Source organism: Xenorhabdus innexi (genome assembly GCF_002632485.1).
GTDB classification, from domain to species: Bacteria; Pseudomonadota; Gammaproteobacteria; order Enterobacterales; family Enterobacteriaceae; genus Xenorhabdus; species Xenorhabdus innexi.
Genome location: NZ_NIBU01000020.1, coordinates 1 through 16,876 on the forward strand (window position 1 = coordinate 1; position 16,876 = coordinate 16,876).

The 16,876-nt window shown below is 41.5% G+C and carries 13 protein-coding genes and 2 pseudogenes; 3 read left to right on the top strand and 12 right to left on the bottom strand.

Going from position 1 to position 16,876, the window contains the following annotated elements:
* Positions 1-95 precede the first annotated feature (95 nt).
* A pseudogene (gene yegD / locus Xinn_RS10090) lies at positions 96-1,268 on the top strand (molecular chaperone); the annotation flags it as partial.
* A gap of 78 nt (positions 1,269-1,346) precedes the next feature.
* On the opposite strand, the gene Xinn_RS10095 reads toward yegD, so the two are convergent.
* The 5 genes and pseudogenes from Xinn_RS10095 to Xinn_RS10110 form a co-directional block, all read right to left on the bottom strand.
* Positions 1,347-2,498, bottom strand: coding sequence for an SEL1-like repeat protein (locus tag Xinn_RS10095; protein WP_086955878.1), 1,152 nt, complete (start codon positions 2,496-2,498; stop codon positions 1,347-1,349).
* A gap of 17 nt (positions 2,499-2,515) precedes the next feature.
* A complete protein-coding gene (locus Xinn_RS10100) occupies positions 2,516-4,033 on the bottom strand; it encodes a tetratricopeptide repeat protein (RefSeq protein ID WP_086955876.1) in 1,518 nt (505 codons plus the stop codon).
* A pseudogene (locus Xinn_RS23115) lies at positions 4,022-4,075 on the bottom strand (hypothetical protein); the annotation flags it as partial. The pseudogene Xinn_RS23115 and the gene Xinn_RS10100, both read right to left, overlap by 12 nt.
* Positions 4,076-4,090: 15 nt before the next feature.
* Complete coding sequence (locus Xinn_RS10105) at positions 4,091-5,407, bottom strand: SEL1-like repeat protein (RefSeq protein WP_086955874.1); 1,317 nt, start codon at positions 5,405-5,407, stop codon at positions 4,091-4,093.
* A 160-nt stretch (positions 5,408-5,567) separates the two neighbouring features.
* Positions 5,568-6,098, bottom strand: coding sequence for an HPP family protein (locus Xinn_RS10110; RefSeq protein ID WP_086955872.1), 531 nt, complete (start codon positions 6,096-6,098; stop codon positions 5,568-5,570).
* Positions 6,099-6,267: 169 nt separating this feature from the next.
* Here Xinn_RS10110 and Xinn_RS10115 point away from each other — a divergent pair, with 169 nt between their 5' ends.
* Positions 6,268-6,807 carry a TetR/AcrR family transcriptional regulator gene (locus Xinn_RS10115; RefSeq protein ID WP_086955870.1) on the top strand — a complete coding sequence of 180 codons (540 nt, stop codon included), beginning with the start codon at positions 6,268-6,270 and terminating at the stop codon, positions 6,805-6,807.
* 727 nt (positions 6,808-7,534) lie between these two features.
* Here Xinn_RS10115 and Xinn_RS10125 read toward each other — a convergent pair.
* Together Xinn_RS10125 and Xinn_RS10130 are read right to left on the bottom strand one after the other, a co-directional pair.
* A complete protein-coding gene (locus Xinn_RS10125; protein ID WP_099137646.1) occupies positions 7,535-8,392 on the bottom strand; it encodes a queuosine precursor transporter in 858 nt (285 codons plus the stop codon).
* Entirely contained in the window at positions 8,376-8,990 is a 615-nt protein-coding gene (locus tag Xinn_RS10130) for a helix-turn-helix domain-containing protein (RefSeq protein ID WP_086955866.1), read from the bottom strand. Before Xinn_RS10130 ends, Xinn_RS10125 begins: the two co-directional genes overlap by 17 nt.
* A 409-nt stretch (positions 8,991-9,399) precedes the next feature.
* On the opposite strand from Xinn_RS10130, the gene Xinn_RS10135 reads away from it, so the two are divergent.
* On the top strand, positions 9,400-10,095 hold the full coding sequence (locus Xinn_RS10135) for a helix-turn-helix transcriptional regulator (RefSeq protein WP_086955864.1): 696 nt from the start codon (positions 9,400-9,402) through the stop codon (positions 10,093-10,095).
* 124 nt (positions 10,096-10,219) lie between these two features.
* Here Xinn_RS10135 and iolB read toward each other — a convergent pair whose 3' ends face one another.
* The 5 genes from iolB to Xinn_RS10160 all read right to left on the bottom strand — a co-directional run bounded on the left by iolB (position 10,220) and on the right by Xinn_RS10160 (position 16,871).
* Positions 10,220-11,050: a 5-deoxy-glucuronate isomerase gene (gene iolB / locus Xinn_RS10140; protein ID WP_086955862.1), complete on the bottom strand. Its 831-nt coding sequence runs from the start codon at positions 11,048-11,050 to the stop codon at positions 10,220-10,222.
* Between the two features lie 36 nt (positions 11,051-11,086).
* The gene (iolE, locus tag Xinn_RS10145) at positions 11,087-11,977 is read right to left on the bottom strand and encodes a myo-inosose-2 dehydratase (protein ID WP_086955860.1); all 891 of its coding nucleotides are present in this window, start codon (positions 11,975-11,977) and stop codon (positions 11,087-11,089) included.
* Complete coding sequence (locus tag Xinn_RS10150; RefSeq protein ID WP_086955858.1) at positions 11,974-13,947, bottom strand: bifunctional 5-dehydro-2-deoxygluconokinase/5-dehydro-2-deoxyphosphogluconate aldolase; 1,974 nt, start codon at positions 13,945-13,947, stop codon at positions 11,974-11,976. The genes iolE and Xinn_RS10150 overlap by 4 nt, the downstream gene beginning before the upstream one ends.
* A 73-nt stretch (positions 13,948-14,020) precedes the next feature.
* Entirely contained in the window at positions 14,021-15,154 is a 1,134-nt protein-coding gene (locus Xinn_RS10155) for a Gfo/Idh/MocA family protein (protein ID WP_086955857.1), read from the bottom strand.
* A gap of 28 nt (positions 15,155-15,182) precedes the next feature.
* Complete coding sequence (locus tag Xinn_RS10160; protein WP_086955856.1) at positions 15,183-16,871, bottom strand: solute:sodium symporter family transporter; 1,689 nt, start codon at positions 16,869-16,871, stop codon at positions 15,183-15,185.
* Between the last annotated feature and the right edge of the window lie 5 nt (positions 16,872-16,876).

Sequence of the window (16,876 nt, forward strand, 5' to 3'; positions counted from 1 at the left end):
CATTTGTGCAACCGCAGTCACAGTCATGTTGTACGGTGGTAGCAATTTAGCCAGTGCGGCAGATTTACGTTCAGGTGAAATACGTGTCATTTTTTTCTCTATCAGTGTTGTTAATGAGGGTGACAACTATGCTGACAGAGAGGGAAGGTATCGAGCTTTTATCTGAAGATGTTGTATTCGGTCAGGCTGCGCTGACCCGATATCTGGAAGATCCTCAAGATAATTACTACGTAAAATCACCCAAATCTTTTCTCGGGGCCATGGGGCTGAGAGAAGTACAAATCAGTTTTTTCGAAGATCTGGTTTGTGCCATGATGGCCAACATTAAGCAGCAGGTAGAAGGTAAAACACAGCAAGATGTTGAGGACGTGGTTATTGGCCGACCTGTCAACTTTCACGGGCGCGGTGGTGAAAAATCGAACCAACAGGCTGAGTTAATTTTGTTGCAGGCGGCAAAACGGGCTGGCTTTCGCAATATAGAATTCCAGTTTGAGCCTGTCGCAGCAGGGCTGGAATATGAATCTACCCTGACAGAAAATAAAGTCGTTTTAGTCGTTGATATTGGTGGCGGAACAACGGACTGCTCACTTATTCAGATGGGGCCGGACTGGTGTGGAAAATCCGAACGTAATGACAGTTTACTGGCGCACACGGGCCAGCGTGTCGGCGGTAACGATCTGGATATCAACCTAACGTTTAAACAACTGATGCACCCTTTTGGTTTAGGCAGTAAATTTGCTTCAGGCATTGAGATGCCGCTTACTCAGTTCTGGAACCCGATTGCCATCAATGATGTACAGGCACAAAAAGAGTTCTACTCCCGCCAGAACTTAATAGCATTAAAGTCTTTACACCGGGATGCACAAGAGCCGGAAAAATTGGCTCGGTTACTGAAAGTTCACCATGAAACACTGGGTTACAGTCTGGTACGCAGCGCTGAAGAAGCGAAGATCGCCCTGTCAAATAACAGCGAATATCGTGCTCAATTAAATTTATTATCAGAAATTATTGAAATTGATATTCAGCGCGAACAGATGATAGTAGCTATCGAATCCACTAAAGCTAAAATGACCAGATTGGTCAGTGAGGCAGTCACTCAGGGTGGCGTTAAGCCGGATGTCATTTTTATGACCGGCGGCTCAGCCAGTTCGCCTATTCTGCGTCAGGCCGTTGAACAGGAATTACCGGAAGTTCCGCTGGTCAGTGGTAACTATTTTGGTTCTGTTACGACCGGCCTGGCTCGCTGGGCGAAAGTTTGTTTTTCCTGATTTTGCTATGATTTAACCAGCCTTGATTTTGTAATCTAAAACCAAAGGCTGGTTAATTGAGCCTGAAGTAATGCCATGTTATTTGAGTTTGTCTTTCATTTCCTGAATTTTGATACCTAAATCAACAAACCCGTTATCAAACGCTTTCTGATACCATTCAAGGGCTTTTTTCTCATCTTTCGGTACAACTTCGCCCAATTCGTAAATCAGCCCCAGATTTCGCTGAGCCAGAGCCGATTGCGATTCTGACGCTTTCAAATACAACCTCATGGCTTTTTTATGATCTTTTTCTATGCCATTACCAGTCCAGTAAAGATGGCCAATGTTCTCTGTTGCCTTAAGGTTTTTTTGACGAGCTGATTTAGAAAACCATCTAAAAGCAATATAACCATCTTTCTTTACCCCCAATCCTTCCATATATAAATAACCGAGGGCATTTTGTGCGTTAGCATCTTTCTGTTTAGCTGCTTCCGTATACCATTTGTGTGCTGACTGATAATCCTGATCCACACCAGAACCGGTTCGATAATAATCGCCCAATTTTACCTGTGCTTCGATATCGCCCTGCTTAGCAGCTTCGGCATACCACTTGGCTGATTCAGAGTAATTTTGATGTCCCCTATATCCTTCAGCATAGATTTCCCCCAGCATATTTTGTGAATAAAGATCTCCCTTTTTTGCAGCCTTAACGTACCATTTGATGGCCTCATCATAATTTTGTGGGACACCTATCCCATTAAAATACATATACCCCAGATTAGCCTGTGCGGTAGGCTTTCCCCATTCAGCAGCGCTGATATTCCATTTATATATCTTGCTGTCATCCAACCCTATATCTAATTTTTCGATATAAAAATCAGTAAGACTTGCCTGTGCATCAGAATTTCCCTGTTTAGCCGCTTTGAGAAACCATGCAGCAGCTTCTTTACTATCTTGTGCCACCCCTGACCCGTTCATATAAAGAGAAGCCAGAGAATATTGAGATCCCGCATCCCCTTGTTTAGCCGCCTGTTCATACCATTTCGCAGCTTCTTTATAGTCCTGCGGGACATCTAATCCTTTTTCATATAACCGTGCTGTTTTAAATTGCGCTCGTATATCACCGTCATTGGCTGATTGTAAACAGGCGGAAAAGTAACCCTTATCTATCTGACAGGGATCGCTGGGTTTACATGCAGAGATAAGCGCACTGAAAACAAGAAAAAAGCTGATGTAGAATAATCGTTCCATGTTGTTATCCCTGATTTTTATTTATGCAGAATGGGTTGTGCGGAAGCGTTGTGCTTTTGCCTTAATTTTTGTCTTAATATTTCCACTTTCTTGCCGACCCCCGTCGCACCATTCTCAGCTGCTTTCTGATACCAACTCAGTGCCTTCTCATCATCCTGTGGCACAATTTGTTGACCATACTCATAAATTCGACCCAGATTTAATTGTGCAGTCGCATCATCTTGTTCAGCTGCTTTGAGAAACCACTCTATCGCTTTTTTAGCGTCTTTTTTTACCCCATTACCATGCAGGTAAAGTACAGCGATATTATTGGCCGCCATCGCAGAGTTCTGATCAGCAGCTTTCAATAACCACTCCATTGCAGTCGTACTGTTTTTCTGTACGCCTAATCCTTTCATAAATAAATAGCCGATACTAACCTGTGCATCTATATCCCCTTGCTCTGCAGCTTTGAGATACCATTCGGCAGATTTTTTATAATCCTGCGGCACACCTAACCCTGATGAATAATATTTACCAATCATAGACTGTGAATCTGCATCCCCCTGTTCAGCGGCTTTAAGATACCATTTGGCTGATTTGGCATAGTCCTGTGGCACACCTAATCCGTTTTCGTACTGATAACCAAGGTTATACTGGGCAGTCATCTCTCCCTGCGCGGCAGCTTTGTTAAACCACTTGGCTGACTCTTCATAGTCTTGCGTAAATCCCAATCCTTTTATATATAAATACCCCAGCATGGATTGAGCATCGGCATTTCCTTGTTCAACAGCCTTCAGATACCATTTGGCGGCTTCCTGATAATTTTTCTCTACACCGAATCCTTGTCTATAAAGGTTTCCAAGACTAGTCTGACCAACAGAATTTCCTTTTTCAGCCGCCTTCAGATACCATTTGGCGGCTGTTTGATAGCTCTGCTGTACACCAAGCCCTTCGTCATAGAGAGATCCGATACTAACCAGAGCATAAATATCTCCCGATTCGGCAGATTGCCGATACCATTTCATTGCGACCTGATAGTCTTGTTCTACACCCAATCCATCCCGATAAAGATCGCCAAGATCAGACTGCGCATCAGCATCTCCCTGTTCAGCCGACTTTAGATACCATTTTGCCGACTCCGAATAGTTTTGCTCGACTCCCAGTCCTTCTTTATACAAATAGGCAATAAAAAATTGTGAATAGGCACTTCCCTGTTCAGCAGCCTGACTGAACCATTTCGCAGCTTCTTTATAGTCTTGAGTAACGCCTGTTCCTTTAAAAAAGAAATCACCCATATTCTCCTGCGCATTGATCTTACCTTTCTCTGCCGCCAGCAGATACCATTTAGCCGATTCCTGATAGCTCTGCTCTACACCCCGCCCTAGTTTGTAGAGAATTCCAAGATTAGCCTGAGCACTGGCATTCCCCTGTTCAGCCGCTTGCGTATACCATTTGGCAGCTTCCTGATAGTTCTGCTGAACCCCTAATCCCTCATCATAGAAATATCCAACATTAACCTTTGCATCAGGATCACCCTGTTCAGCAGATTGCATATACCATTTGAATGCTTGCTTGTAATCCTGCTCAACACCTAATCCATATTGATAAAACTACCCCATATAATACTGTGCATAGCGATTTTTCTTTTCAGCAGCAGCACGATACCACTTCATTGCCTGTTGATAATCCTGCTCTGTACCCAATCCATCCTTGTAGAAATCCCCCAATTCAGCCTGAGCATAGGCGTTCCCCTGCTCCGCCGCTGCCAGATACCATTTCATTGCCTGCTGATAATCTCGCTTTGTATCCAATCCCTTTTTGTAGAAATCACCCAGTTCTGCCTGTGCATACACTTTCCCCTGAGTAGCCGCAGCGAGATACCATTTCATTGCCTGTTGATGATCTTTGTCTACGCCTAATCCATCCCGATACAAATTACCAAGATCATACTGTGCATCAGCATCTCCCTGCTCGGCAGCTTTGAGATACCACTTAGCCGATTCGGAATAGTTTTGTTCTACTCCCAACCCTTCTTTATACAAATAAGCAATAAAATGCTGTGAATAGGCACTTCCCTGTTTGGCGGCCTGAGTGAACCATTTTGCCGCTTCTTTATAATCCTGAGTGACTCCCATCCCTTCAAAGAAGAAATAACCCATATTATCCTGAGCATAGGCATTACCCTGTTCAGCAGCGGAGAGATACCATTTAGCAGCTTCCTGATCGCTCTGCTCTACTCCCAGCCCTTGGTTATACAGGTTGCCAAGGCTAGCCTGACCAGAAACATGCCCCTGTTCAGCCGACTGGGTATACCACCTTGCAGCCTCCTGATAGTCCTGCTGTACACCCAACCCCTTCTCATAGAGATAGCCGATATCTACCTGTGCATCAGAATCACCTTGTTCGGCAGATTTTGCATACCATTTGAAGGCTTCCTGATAATTCTGTTCGACGCCTAACCCCTCTTTATAAAAATAGGCCACAAAATACTGGGCATGAGCATTCCCCTGACCAGCGGCATCAAGATACAATTTAAAAGACTTTTCATAATCCTGTTCCACCCCCCAGCCTTTCAGGTAGAGACCCGCAAGAGTATTTTGTGCGCTGAGATCCCCCTGACTGGCAGCAGTTCTGTATTTTTCAGCTTCTTCTTTATAGCGCTCATGGAGGTCAGACTGTGCATCAGTGTTTCCCTGTCGTGCAGACTCGGTATACCACCTGATGGCTTCCTGATTATCTAATGGAACCCCTAACCCCTTTTCATACATTTTCCCGATCTTATATTGTGCATCGGCATCACCTTCATCAGCTAATCTCAGGCAAATAAGGAAAGAAGAGTCATCAACCTGACAGGTTTCTACGGGTGTACATGCGGAAGCAAATATCGTAAGGGTGAATAAAAGAGCGAGTAAGGGAACGCGTTCCATGTCTTTATTCCTTATTTTTTGGCGATTCAGTTAGGAGGGAAAAATAAATATACATTAACAAATATTGTATGACGGAGAAATGATACTGATTATTTCAATAAATGTTAAAAAATGGGGTTTATCGCCTTTTCTAAAGAATCATCGAAATGTGAAAAATATCTCATTCCTCTTTTTTTCTGGAAAAGCCATACCAATATATTGGCCAAGAGTTTTCTCTGCCGATATTGTTAATAAGGCATGAAATAACAACAAGTAATATGCTACCACTTAACACGGGAGTGAAAAGAAAATCAAAACCAACAGCTCCCTGACCAGCTAATAACACAAGCAATGGGTTAGCCCCTGCGGGGGGATGAACCATTCTGAACCACTGCATCAACATGATTGCAGCTCCAACTGCCAGCGCCATTACCATCATCGAATTTCCCAGCGTATATAGTGCAATCAATCCGACAAGCGTTGTCAGAAAATGCCCGCCAATAATATTTCTTGGTTGTGAGAGTGGAGAAGCCGGAGCGACAAACAAAATGACACATGTTGCACCAAAAGGTGCCATTAACCAGCGAAATTCAGTGGCCTGACTTAAATATCCGAGCATCAGAATTCCCAAAAAACCACCCGCTAATCCTTTCATTAATTCAGATAAACTTGGTTTAGATGGCAGTTTCCCGCCTCCTTTCAATTTACTCATTTTTCATTCCCACTCTGTTAATGTGCAAAGAAACCTAATAAGTATGATATTGTGTGTACAACTCTGTACACACAATAAAATGTACAGATCTGTACACAAAAAGACAATATTATAATTATATAAAAATCAACATTTATAGAACTTTTTTGAATAAATAAGAAGAAACATCATGAGTAAAAAAGAACACATCTTAGATATTGCGGAATCGCTATTTAACCAATTTGGTTATAACGCTGTTGGTGTCGATTTGATCAGAGATCAGGCGAATGTATCAAAGACATCTATGTATCGTTACTTTGGTTCCAAAAACAAGCTGATCGAAGGAGTGTTACTCAGACGACACCAAAGATTCCAACAGGAACTTACGACTGCCGCATCTTCAACGGAAGGAATTGAAAATAAAATCAATGCAATCCTCAACTGGCACTTTTCATGGTTTGCCACGGAAGATTTTCAAGGATGCCTGTTCATGCATGCTCTGGCTGAATTCAAAGGCCACGATGAAGCCATTGTCAAACAGGCGCAGCAACATAAAGCATGGATAAAATCACTGTTATTATCCCTTTTTCTCACCACTCAGGAGGATGCAGAGCTTAGAGCAGAAGCCCTGATAACATTTATAGAAGGGATGATAGTCAGAGCTGAGTTTGGTGAGGTTTCTGGTCAGGAAGAGCATTACCGTGCAATGGTGCATCGCTTCATTGAATGAATGGAGGAAAAAGTCAATAGAAAGATGAATTGCGCTTGTTTGCCAGACTAAGGTTTCTCGGTCTCTTAACCAGCATCGCTGACTAAGAGACCGATTACCATAAGAACAAAAAACGTTCTGAGATTACCCTGGTGTTGGGTTAGTTAAAGCATTCAAAATAATGAAAATTATTTGTCTAAATAAAAGGCAGTGATAACTCACTCCCCTCGCTACCTGACAAAATCTTAATTATAACTTATATTTTTACAGCCAAATTAATACACCAGACTCATAGCAAAATCAACAAATAAAAGCTCAAATGTTGATTTAGCTACACAATATTCGCGTTTTTATTTAATCATCAAAAAATTCGCCATGACAAAATCATTCTCATCCAATTGATTTATATAAATAAAAATTTAATTCATTGTATTTATTGCTTAAAATGAAAAAATAAATAAATTTTACAAAATTTATTGCATAGATGATGTGAATATGAAAAAAACTACTGTATAAATATACGGAATTTATAGCAGCCTTTTAATCACGATTAGATTTAAATGGAATGCTAATCATCAGTTTTTTCATCAATGTCTGCTCAATGAATTTTGAATTACATCCAATCGCCGAAAATGCACGCTCAATAGAGAATAAATTTGAGAAATAAACGGCATAGCTGGAAGTTATACAGCATAAGACAGGATTTAATTGATGAAATAGCATGGAGAAATGCTCTCCATGCTATTCATTAATGTGCTGCTTTAACCACCCAGCGATTGAAAAGATAACGCGAGCCGTAGGCAGGAAAGACGTTAAAAAAAGCGAAGAAAATTTTAATTAAAATCTGAATAACCATCATTCCAATAATCTGATTTGTAGGTAATTTTCCGTAGAAAGCCACAAAACAGAAAACAAAACTATCAAGGATTGATGCTATAAACGTACTAAAAAATACCCGTAGTGCCAGAAATCGAGAATTCGTCATGTCTTTTAACTTACATAAGACATATGAATTAACCAGTTCTGAGACTAAAAATGACAGTGAAGAAGCAAAAATCGCTGACAAGATGTGATTCATCAAGGCATTATACTGATCATTCAAATCCCACCCCGGGATAGCCGGTAATCCTGTCGATATACTTAATAACGAGACAATAATCAGGTTAGAGGCCAGAGACATGTATATTGCTTTTCTTGCCAAACGAAATCCATAAAACTCACTGAGCAAGTCAATAACTAAAAATGAGAACGGATAAATAAAAGTTCCCGGAGTAACAATGATATCAAAATATTCGATATAAACCGGTTTAGCTGAGGCTATGTTACTGAAAGTGTAGAAAATTGTCAGTAACAGGGCGAGAAGTGAATAAACAACCCAAGACTTTTCATTACGCTCTTCAATTTCATAGATGGAAGGAGAACTCGGAAAACTAGAGTATATTTTCCTATAAAGTGATTTCGTTTCATGACTATCTAAGTCATCTGCTATTTCACTCTTTTCTAACTCCTTCACATTGATTTTTAAAACTTTTCCTGTTGCTGAAATTAATACATTTGCTGTATTATCGTAGCTATTAAATCCCAATAACTTATATTTTTTTCCCATATCCAAACCGCTCTTCCATTATATCCCCAATCACTTCAAAATCTTCTGAACTCTCAATACAAGACTCATTGATATGAAACTTTTTCTGTTTTGGATCGAAACATAATTTAGGGTTGTCGCTCTGATAATTACCTCTCCTGACTATTAATAAATCACCGGCATTATATTTACCCAAAAAATCATTCTCAAGTAAAACAGCGACAATATTAGGGCCTGAACCAAAATAATAAGTTAATTCTCTTCCTACGATAAGTGTGCCAATTTTACTTTCATAGAACTCAGCAGTAACACACTCCGATTGCATAAACAGTGGAACTGCGCACGGATTCATATTGCCTTCATAAGAAACGACTGCGTCAATACGTTCTTTTTCTGCGATATCAATCGCCTCTATCTCACTGTAAGAAATGCCAAAAAAATTAGATACTTTTTGGATTGTTGAAGTGTGAACACTTTGTACCCGGCCATCCAGAATATTGTAGATCGTTGTTCGATTTAGCCCCGTTCGATCACAAAGTGATACCCGGGTTTCACCTCTGGAATCAAGTAAATACTGTAAATTTTTTCTCAGGTATCCCATTTTTTGTTTTTTATACATAGCAATGCCTAGGAAAATATGTAACCATCTAATTTATATAGCCTTTTAGAATAAACATTTTTCATTAAATTCCGATAGAGTGAAAAACACTCTTGAGATAAATTATAAAAAATGGTAGCAGTTTATTTTCTGATTTCATTATTTAATAATATAACTAAATTGTTTTTTATGGAAAACATTAATTTGATAACTTACTTTTAGATTAACACCTTTAAAAAACAATAATAAAAATACAAAAAAATATTAAACAAGGTAAATATGGCTTATGTTAATACTTTTTACCAAAACCTCACCCATTCCATCTCAAAATCATTACTTATATTTAAAGATCAATTAGGAATAACATATAGATATTTTAGTTATATTTACAAAATAAAATTTACCATATGTAAACTATATGAGATAAAAAATGAGTTCACTCTATAAAAATAATGAACCCTACTTGAAAGGGTTGATCGCTATGATGGAGCATCTGAGCGATCCCTGGGGCATTAAGGATTTAGAGTCCCGTCATATTTATATGAATAAAGCGGCTTACCTATACACCAATACCCCTATAAATTTTGACGTAGAGGGTAAACTTGATTGTGAATTTCCGGCTCACTGGTCCGAAGATCAATTTACACAGGATTTAAAAGAACATGACCGGAGAACCGAAGAATCAAAAGACAGGGTTTCCATCATAGAAACCCATTATTGGTATGGAAAAGATATCCTCGCCCCTTTTATCAGCGAAAAATTCCCTGTATACAACGATGAAAAAGAGTGCATTGGTATTGTCTGGAATGCCAAACCACTAAGCAGCCTTTCCCCTCTAAAGTATATTAATCAACATAAACCCAGCGTGTTAACAACAGAAGCTGAAACAGATCTGTTTACGAAAGGGGAACTGGATATCATTTTTTTGATGCTGCAAAGGCGTTCAAATAAGGAAATAGCCCAAGTTTACAATGTCAGCCCTAAAACAATAGAAAACCGAATATATAACATCTACCAGAAAGCCAATGTTCACTCTCTTCAGCAATTTGAGGAATTTTGCAGACATTTACAATTAGATAGCTATATTCCTGAACGTCTAATTGAGAAAGGCGTTCTATTTATTTAAAAAATCAGGGAATAATGGATGAGCTTGCTCCCCCACTCAGGGAGCAATTTACTCTTCGGATTTAAATTTGCTCTTTTACTACTGAGATTCATCTTGAAACTTATTGATTAACAATAAAAAAGACTTAACTCTTGCTGTGTTTTTCAGCATAAATTCCACTATTAACCCATTGATGATCTGCTTCCCATGTAAACAGCCACTTTCGGGTAGGCCCGGCCATTACGTTCAGATAATAGCTGTCATATCCGGCTATTGTTGCTACTGGGTGATATCCCTTCGGTACCATCACAACATCTTTGTTATACACCGCCATTGTTTCATCTAATAAGCGATCATCAGTGTAGACACGCTGCAAACAGAAACCCTGCGGTGGATTCAGGCGATGATAGTAAGTCTCTTCTAAATAAGTCTCCTGCGGCTCATTATCGGTGTCATGTTTATGGCTGGGATAAGAGCTGGTACAACCTTCATCAGTATAAACCTCCACTACCAATAAACTATCCGCTGGCTGGTTATCAGGAAGAATGTTATGAACATAACGACGGTTATTTCCATTTCCCCTTTGTTCAGCTTCAATATCCTGCGGTGTAATTAATCGGGTAGGATAATTCCCTTTCCCTTCTGCCTGACAAACCGCCAGTTCAAGGTGAGTTTGCGCAGTAACTTCTGTCACCTCATGTGGGGCGATGTAAACAGCATAAGGTTTTTTACGCTCAAATGGACTCATACGATCACCGATCTGTTCAAATCTCTGCTGAGCCGTACTCACTGTTGCTTTTCCTGCCACCAGCACCAGACAGGTTTCATTTTCCGAAGCCGGTAATCTTATTGACTCTCCGGCATTCAACTCATAAACATCAAAGTGAACATACCTCCAGTTTGCACTTTCTGGCGAGATATGTTGTGTCCGCTTGTTTTGATCAGGTTTATGGTATTTTGACAGCAGCTTAGACATACAATCTACCTCAAGGTCAATTGTTAGCTCCAATGCTCATATCAGCCCTGCATTTTTAGCAAGCCGATGTAAATTTTTATACCCCAGTGTGGCGTAAGTCATTGGATGAGCCACAGCAGGATCCTGCTCTGCTTCAACAACCAGCCATCCGTGATAATCGTTATTTATCAGTATATTGAAAATAGCCGGATAATTTACACAACCATCGCCCGGCACAGTAAAAACGCCACTCAGCACAGCATCAAGAAAACTGGTTTTGCGGTTTTTGACATCTTTCAGTACATCCGGGCGTATATCTTTGCAATGCACATGATTGATTCGTTTACCCCAGCGCTTTGCCACAGCCAGCGGATCATCTCCGGCAAAAGTTAAATGCCCTGTATCCAGTAATAGCCCAACGTCTGCATCAGTGTGTTCCATCAGATTATTAATGTCTTCAGCACTCTCAATTACCGTCCCCATATGATGGTGGTAAGCAATCTGAACCCCATGAGACTGAGTATAATGGGCAAATTCTGTTAATTTTTCTCCGTACTCCTTCCAGCGCTCCGCCGGAAAAAGTGGCCGTAAATGCACGGGCTTACTCTGGTCGCCATGTATGGAGTCGGTCACTTCGGCAAAGACCATTACCGTTGCCCCCAGTTCACGTAACAGTGTTAAGTGTGGTTGAACTGCTGCGATTTCCTCTTCGACACTGCGCGTCAACAACCGCCCTGAGTACCAGCCAGAGACCAATTTCAGGTAATGGGAAGCCAGTATCGGCCCCAATATATGCGACTGACGGGGAAACTTATTACCCAACTCAAAACCCGCAAACCCTGCCTGACGCCCTTCTGATAAACAGGTTTCCAAGGATGTTTCTGCGCCCAGAGAAGGCAAATCATCATTAGTCCATGTCAGAGGATTAATGCCAAGTTGAACAGTCATGATGGTTCTCCTGTACATTGAGGATTCAGTGCTTCTTCTGCTTTCTTTTCATCACGCTGGCGCCAGCCATTAATCAGGTTGTGGTAGCTTGTTTTTACTTGCAGGACAAGCGTCTGATCATCAATTTCCCCAGCCAGCCATTTTTGTGATGCTTTACCGAATAATGTGCGGCCAACGGCAAAACCTTTGACGATTGATTTACCTGCTGCTGCATTAAAACCTGCTTTCAGTGTCTCTTCTGGTGCATCCAGCCCCAAAATCACCACTCCGCGACAATCAGGATCACGCTGCATAATTAATTCTTCAATTTGATCCCACGTTGTGGCTTGCATGGGAGGTAATTTCCACCAGTCCGGTTTAATACCAAGATTGTAGAAACGCTTAAGTGTACGTAGGTAAAGTTCATCGGAATGAGCCATTCCAGATGGTAAGATCACTTCCAGTAGTAGTTCATGACCTGACTGGCAACAAGCTGCATAAACTTCCGTCACTGTTCTTTCCTGTTCCAGACGCAGAGCACAATTATCTTCAGGATGAAAAAACACCAGACATTTCACGATATGTTCCAGTGGCCAGCTGATAAGCTGAGAGCCAATATTTCCATGCTCCAGACATAGTGGACGGGAACCGGGTAACTCAATCGGACGCCCTATCCATAGCCCTTGTCCGGTTGCAGCATCCAGCACATCCTGCCCGAACGTACTGTCACATAATATGCCGGAGTGGCCTTGCAGATGTGTTTCGGCACCTACTTCCTGACTGGCCTGAAATAACAGTTTTTTTAGGTGAGGAATGAGTTCAAGGCTGGCATTAACTCTACGTGCCATTTCAACAAACTGGCTCCGATGGTCGAATGCCATAATACACAGTTCTTGCCACTGTTTATGGCGACTGCTAACGCGATGCAGATGATTCAGGTGGATATCTAAATCAGGACGATACTCAGTGGTTGAGCGTGCGATTTGCTCCGCTCGCCGAAGATAATTATCCAGTTCTATTTTATCCGGCATGGCGGGTGCACAGCCATGTCGAGAAACAACTAAAGCACCACAGGCATTAGCATAAACACAACTCTGTTCCCAACTTTCGTTATTCAGATATCCTCGTAATAAACCAGACATGAATGCATCACCCGCTCCCAAAACATTCAGTATTTCGACCTTCACTCCTTGAATAGTGAGCCCTTCATCAAGAATATCAGGGATATCTCCGGTAAATACCGAGCACCCCAGTGCTCCACGTTTACAGACCAGAGTGGCAGAACTCAGTTTCCTTACACCACGCAAAGCATCCAGAGTATTTTTAACGCCTCCGGCGATATGAAACTCTTCTTCCGTACCAACTATCAGATCAAATTGCGAAAGTACTTCCTGTAATTGTGCGGTGACTTGCTCTGAGGCGATATACCGGGTTTCCCCATCTCCCAATGAAGTCAGCCCCCATAAAACAGGACGGTAATCAATATCAATAACTGTTTTCACACCATTGCGGCGGGCATATTTTAATGCAGTCAACACGGCATCTCTGGTTTTCGGATGAGAAAGATGCGTTCCGGTAATCGCCAGACAGCGGGCAGAGGCAATATATTCCTCACTGAAGTCATCCCGGGTAATCGCCATATCCGCACAATTATCACGGTAGAAAATCAGCGGGAAAGTTTCTTTATCTTTTATTCCGAGTAACACTAAAGCAGTAAGACGCTCTCTATCTGTAATTAAGTGGCTGGTATCACACCCCACTCTCTCCAGCTCTTCACGTAGAAATCGCCCCATATGCTCATCACCCACTCTGGCCAACATGGATGACTTTAGCCCCTGACGAGCTGTACCGTAAGCGACGTTGCCTGAAGAGCCACCCAGATATTTAGAGAAACTGACCATGTCCTCCAAACGTGCTCCTATCTGCTGACCATATAAATCAACCGCAATACGTCCCATACAGATAACATCAAATTTTTTATGTTGCTCCATCGCTCCACCTCTTACCCAATGTGCGTTTTGCTAACTTGTGTTGCTAAACTATGTATGTCACTAACTGCGAGATTTAATTAATTTCAGTTACATTAACCCAGCGTTTTTGCTCATAAGAGCATACAATCGCATCCAGAATGCGAGAGACTTTCCAACCCTCAGTAAAATCAGGCCAGATATCCCTGCCTAACGCGATACCATCAACTAAGTCCCTGACTTCCAATGTTTTCTGATCATTGAAGCCAATACCATGCCCTGCACCATTACAGAATGCGGCATAATCCGGATGCTCCGGCCCGATTAAAATAGTTTTAAAACCCTGACGATTTGGCGGTTCATCGTGCCGGTACAATTTCAGTTCTGCCATTCGTTCCTGAGTGAAACTCAGTGTGCCTTTAGTGCCTGTCACGATATAACTCAGCCCCATCTTGCGGCCACAGGCAATACGGGAAGTTTCAATCACGCCCATTGCTCCGCTATCAAAACGTACCATTGCATGAGCCTGATCCTCATTTTCAACAGGGATGAGTACCGAAGAACCTGGCATTTCAGGACGTGCTTTCACGACTGTTTTCATATCACCGCAAACAGTCGTGATGTTCCCCACCAGATAGTGCGCCATATTGATAATGTGTGCAGCAAGATCGCCCAATGCCCCCAAGCCTGCTTTATCCTTAAAGCAATGCCAATGAATCGGACTCAGAGGATCAGCCATATAATCTTCATTATGTGTGCCATAGAAATGCACTATTTCACCGATCTCACCATTCGAGATAATTTCTTTGGCTAACTGCGCGGTCGGGTTTTTCATATAATTAAACCCCACCACCGTTCTCACACCAGCAGTAGCAGCGGCTGCCACCATCTGTTTTGCATCATGGGCATTCAAAGCCAGCGGTTTTTCACAATAGACATGTTTGCCGTGCTTAATGGCTTCTAACGCCATTTCTTTATGCAGAAAATTGGGCGTACATATATCAACCACATCGATATCTGGATCAGAAACCAGTTCTCTCCAGTTGCCTGTGGAACGCCGGAAACCGAGTTCTTTTGCATGAGCCTGAGCCAGTTCCGGTGTGATCCCGGCGATCATTTCACGTATTAATTTTCCTTTTAATGCAAAAACCGAGGATGCCTGAGCATAAGCGATAGCATGGGTACGCCCGATATAACCAGCACCAATCAAACCGATCCGAATCTCTTTCATATTCTTTAGGTTCCATTACTCAGGTTTATTAGGCATTTTCACGATGAATGGGACGCTTAAACAACACCTTACTGATTTGATAAGCGACATATCCCAGAATTCCGGCGGCAAACAGATAGTAAAGTATCATCACATAATTCGGCACATTTTGAGCCAGAAAGACATACATTGAGACTGCGGTCAGTGTAATTAACCAGCCCATTGGCTTCACCATTGACCACGGGGTAATATCCACCTGTTTTGTATACACTTCCTCATAGCTTTCAGCAGGGAAAAAATAACCAATTGTCAGCATGAAAATGACATTCAGCACAAATAAGATGCCTACCAAATGGAAAAAATGGATATCAATATGCAGGATAAAATTACAGACAATATAAGCTGACATACCAAATAATAGCCCCAATTTGGCAGCAATCGGAGGAACACGTTTTGTCATCAACCCTACCAGTACAACACTGAGAATAGGAGCGTTGAAAATCCCCTGTAGTTGCTGAATCAGGTAAAACAAACCATCGGGAGCATTAGCAACAAGCGGAGCAATGAGCATGGTTACCAATGCCAGAGCAATACCCAGATATTTGCCTACCGCTACACTTCGTGCTTCACTGGCGTTTGGATTAATTCTCTGTTTATAGATATTGACAGTAAATAAAGTAACGGAAGAGTTCAGCCCTCCACTGAATGTAGAGAATACAGCGCCAACCACGACCGCAGCAAAAAAGCCAACCAGAATTTTAGGTAAAACTAATTGGACTAATGCAGGGTAGGCGTTATCCGGGTTATCTATCTGCCCACTGAAAATATGAAACGCAATAACACCCGGTAAAATAATGATGGAAGGAATAAGCAGTTTTAATACAGCGCACAACATCACTCCTTTTTGCCCTTCCGCCAGATTCTTTGCACCCAGAGATTTTTGTACAATGGATTGATTGGTACACCAAAAAAACATGTTAGAAATGATTAACCCTGTAAACAAGGTTGAAAATGGAACGAGTGAATCTTCACTGCCAATAGAGTTAAATTTATCAGGATGAGCCTGATAAATTTCAGTCAGACCTTGCCAAGCATTGCCATTACCTACATACAGTAATGCAAAAATCGTAACAATGCCTCCACCGACAATTAACCCGATGCCATTAATGGTGTCAGCGACAGCAATAGCTTTAATCCCACCAAAAATAGCATAAATCGCGCCCAACCCACCGACGCCCCAAACTATAATCCATAAAGCTGTCGTTTTATCGACATTAACTACCTGAGAAAATTGAAATAAACTTTCTAGTGCGATAGCACCGGTATATAACACGATAGGCAATAACGAAATAACATACATTGCCAGAAATAAAACTGAAGTAATCAACAGAGTATTTTTATCAAACCGCCGTTCTAAATATTCCGGAATTGTTGATATCCCCAGTTTTAAATATTTGGGCAGAAAGTAAATGGCAAACAGCACAATCGTTAAGGCGGCTATAACTTCCCATGCCATAACAATAAACCCCGTTCTGAAGGCCAGACCATTTAAACCAACCAGATGTTCTGTAGACAAATTCATTAATAGCATGGAGCTGCCGATATAAACTCCGGTCAGAGAACGACCACCCAGAAAATAGCCTTCTGTAGATTCAGTTAGATGTTTATTCCTTGTTTTATAATAAGCAATCCCGGCCACCAGCAGGGTAAAACCAATAAAAGAAAGAAAAGCTGACATATAAT

Coding starts and splice junctions, on each gene's coding strand:
- Xinn_RS10095 (WP_086955878.1), bottom strand. CDS start 2,498: ATGGAACGATTATTCTACATCAGCTTTTTTCTTGTTTTCAGTGCGCTT.
- Xinn_RS10100 (WP_086955876.1), bottom strand. CDS start 4,033: ATGCAATCTGCTGAACAGGGTGATCCTGATGCAAAGGTTAATGTTGGA.
- Xinn_RS10105 (WP_086955874.1), bottom strand. CDS start 5,407: ATGGAACGCGTTCCCTTACTCGCTCTTTTATTCACCCTTACGATATTT.
- Xinn_RS10110 (WP_086955872.1), bottom strand. CDS start 6,098: ATGAGTAAATTGAAAGGAGGCGGGAAACTGCCATCTAAACCAAGTTTA.
- Xinn_RS10115 (WP_086955870.1), top strand. CDS start 6,268: ATGAGTAAAAAAGAACACATCTTAGATATTGCGGAATCGCTATTTAAC.
- Xinn_RS10125 (WP_099137646.1), bottom strand. CDS start 8,392: ATGGGAAAAAAATATAAGTTATTGGGATTTAATAGCTACGATAATACA.
- Xinn_RS10130 (WP_086955866.1), bottom strand. CDS start 8,990: ATGTATAAAAAACAAAAAATGGGATACCTGAGAAAAAATTTACAGTAT.
- Xinn_RS10135 (WP_086955864.1), top strand. CDS start 9,400: ATGAGTTCACTCTATAAAAATAATGAACCCTACTTGAAAGGGTTGATC.
- iolB (WP_086955862.1), bottom strand. CDS start 11,050: ATGTCTAAGCTGCTGTCAAAATACCATAAACCTGATCAAAACAAGCGG.
- iolE (WP_086955860.1), bottom strand. CDS start 11,977: ATGACTGTTCAACTTGGCATTAATCCTCTGACATGGACTAATGATGAT.
- Xinn_RS10150 (WP_086955858.1), bottom strand. CDS start 13,947: ATGGAGCAACATAAAAAATTTGATGTTATCTGTATGGGACGTATTGCG.
- Xinn_RS10155 (WP_086955857.1), bottom strand. CDS start 15,154: ATGAAAGAGATTCGGATCGGTTTGATTGGTGCTGGTTATATCGGGCGT.
- Xinn_RS10160 (WP_086955856.1), bottom strand. CDS start 16,871: ATGTCAGCTTTTCTTTCTTTTATTGGTTTTACCCTGCTGGTGGCCGGG.